The organism is Neisseria sp. P0022.S010, from assembly GCF_051956635.1.
Window position 1 is genome coordinate 1 of sequence record NZ_JBQCXF010000517.1, and the last position, 2065, is coordinate 2065.

Annotated in this window: 3 protein-coding genes and 1 pseudogene; 2 read left to right on the forward strand and 2 right to left on the reverse strand. The window is 49.5% G+C overall.

Annotated elements, in window-relative coordinates:
- Positions 1-77 (reverse strand): annotated as a pseudogene (locus ACTHUT_RS18855) (helix-turn-helix domain-containing protein); the annotation flags it as partial.
- Between the two features lie 101 nt (positions 78-178).
- Positions 179-622: an RpiB/LacA/LacB family sugar-phosphate isomerase gene (locus ACTHUT_RS18860; protein WP_250600225.1), complete on the reverse strand. Its 444-nt coding sequence runs from the start codon at positions 620-622 to the stop codon at positions 179-181.
- 86 nt (positions 623-708) lie between these two features.
- On the opposite strand from ACTHUT_RS18860, the gene ACTHUT_RS18865 reads away from it, so the two are divergent.
- Positions 709-1362, forward strand: a complete 654-nt coding sequence (locus ACTHUT_RS18865) for a metallophosphoesterase (protein ID WP_250600227.1) — start codon at positions 709-711, stop codon at positions 1360-1362.
- Between the two features lie 137 nt (positions 1363-1499).
- A complete protein-coding gene (gene nudB, locus ACTHUT_RS18870; RefSeq protein WP_003685636.1) occupies positions 1500-1964 on the forward strand; it encodes a dihydroneopterin triphosphate diphosphatase in 465 nt (154 codons plus the stop codon).
- The last annotated feature ends 101 nt before the right edge of the window (positions 1965-2065 follow it).

Sequence of the window (2065 nt, forward strand, 5' to 3'; positions counted from 1 at the left end):
TCCTTCCCCTGCGTGTAGGCCAGCCAAATGGCTTGGCGGTGGTGCGGGGTGAGACGGGTGTTTTTGTGCATGTTCATGTTTCAGTATTCTCCTGGAAATACTGTAAACAACGCTACTAGTTTCTACAGCAAAGCGAAACGTAACAAGGCCGTCTGAAAATATATGGAGCAACACGTATTTATTTTTCGCGCTCGTATGCTTCAATCTCGCCGACTTTAGGCGCATAACCGCTGCTTGTGTCGTGGCGCAAATCCAACCAAATATCGACCAATGCCCAAGCAGCCGGAGCGGCAATCACGTTTTGCCCCATACATAAGACCTGCGAATCATAGTTTTCCACCGAGCCGCGGAGGGTGAGCAAATCGTGCGCTGTCGCCGCCCGTATGCCGCGCACTTTATTGGCGGCGATTGCCGTACCCACGCCGGTACCGCAAATCAGCAGCGCGCGATCGGCACGCCCTGCCGCCACTTCCTGCGCCGCCGCAAACGAAAGCTGCGGATACGTTCCTTCGGGTGAAGACAAATCAACCAAACTGCCGACACGCGGGTCGTTTTGCAAATGCGCTTTGAGCGCGTCTTTCAATATCGCGCCGTTGGCCGGCGCGGCAATAACCAAACGCATAAAAACTCCTTGAAGCATACAATAAACATTATTCAGCATACGCCTGCGCGTGATACGATTCAAGCTTGCAACGCAGAAAGCACGGCATGAGCAAAACCTACTTCACATCAGACCTACATTTTTCACATAAAAACATCGCCAAATTCTGCCCGCAATTTCGACCGTTCGATAACGTGGAGCAGATGGATGAATTTTTAATCCAAACGTGGAATGAAACCGTTATGCCTGAAGATACGGTGTATAACTTGGGCGATTTTTCCTTTGCCCAAGACTACAAGCAGATAGAGCGCGTTTTGTCGCGTTTGAACGGACAACATCACTTGATTTACGGCAATCATGATCATGTGATTCGGCAGCATGCCGATTTTTTCCGCAGCCAAACCAAGCATGATGGGCATCCGCTGCTGTCGTCCATACGGCCGTATTTGAAACTCAAATCGCCGGAAATTAAGAATACACTGGTTCTCTTTCACTACCCGATTCAGGAGTGGGACGGCTGCTATCAGGGCTGGTATCACTTGTACGGCCATTTGCATGACAGGGTGGCGGCAATCAAAGGGCGTGCTTTAAATGTCGGCTTCGATTTGCACGGCCGTTTTTTGACGGCGCAAGACGTCGATAAGTTTTTGTGTGATTTGCCTAAAATTTCGTATTTTGGCGAAGTAGGGTTGAAGGCCAACTCGCCGGAAGAAGCGGCAGAGCTGGTGTCTCGGAAACTGGCGCAGTTAAATCAGGTATAATTTCAGACGGCCTTTGCGGATTTCCGGCAAAGGCCGTCTGAATATCAATTTCCCATTTTTGAGTGATACATGGAAAACCTTTTGGCTTACTTACTACAAAAAATCAGCCTCCCCAATCAATCCGGCAAGGACAAGTCATGAGTGGTAAGCCTTTGAAGTATCCCGTATCCGCTTTGGTTGTTTTGCATGATAAAGACGGCAATATCCTGCTGATTGAACGCACGGCGCCGCAAGGTTTTTGGCAGTCGGTTACCGGCAGCTTGGAAGAGGGCGAGCGTATCGAAGAAACCGCATGGCGCGAAGTGTGGGAAGAAACCGGTATCCGCCTTGCAGACGGCCAGCTGGAAAACTGGCACGACAGCACCGTTTATGAAATCTATCATCACTGGCGCCATCGCTATCCCAAAGGCGTTTTTGAAAACCGCGAACACATCTTCTCCGCCCAAATTCCGCGTGATACGCCCATCATGCTACAACCGGACGAACACGTTGCCTACGGTTGGTTTAGTGCGGAAGAAGCGGCGGAAAAAGTGTTTTCCCCTTCCAATAAACGCGCAATTTTAGAATTGGTCAAAAGGCTGAATGCCAAAAAGGCCGTCTGAATACGACAGTTTCACATTTTCAGACGGCCTTGGGTTTGTTATACTTTCGCCGTTTGACTCTCTTTAAAATCAAAGGAAACCATCATGGCAGACTTCAACAA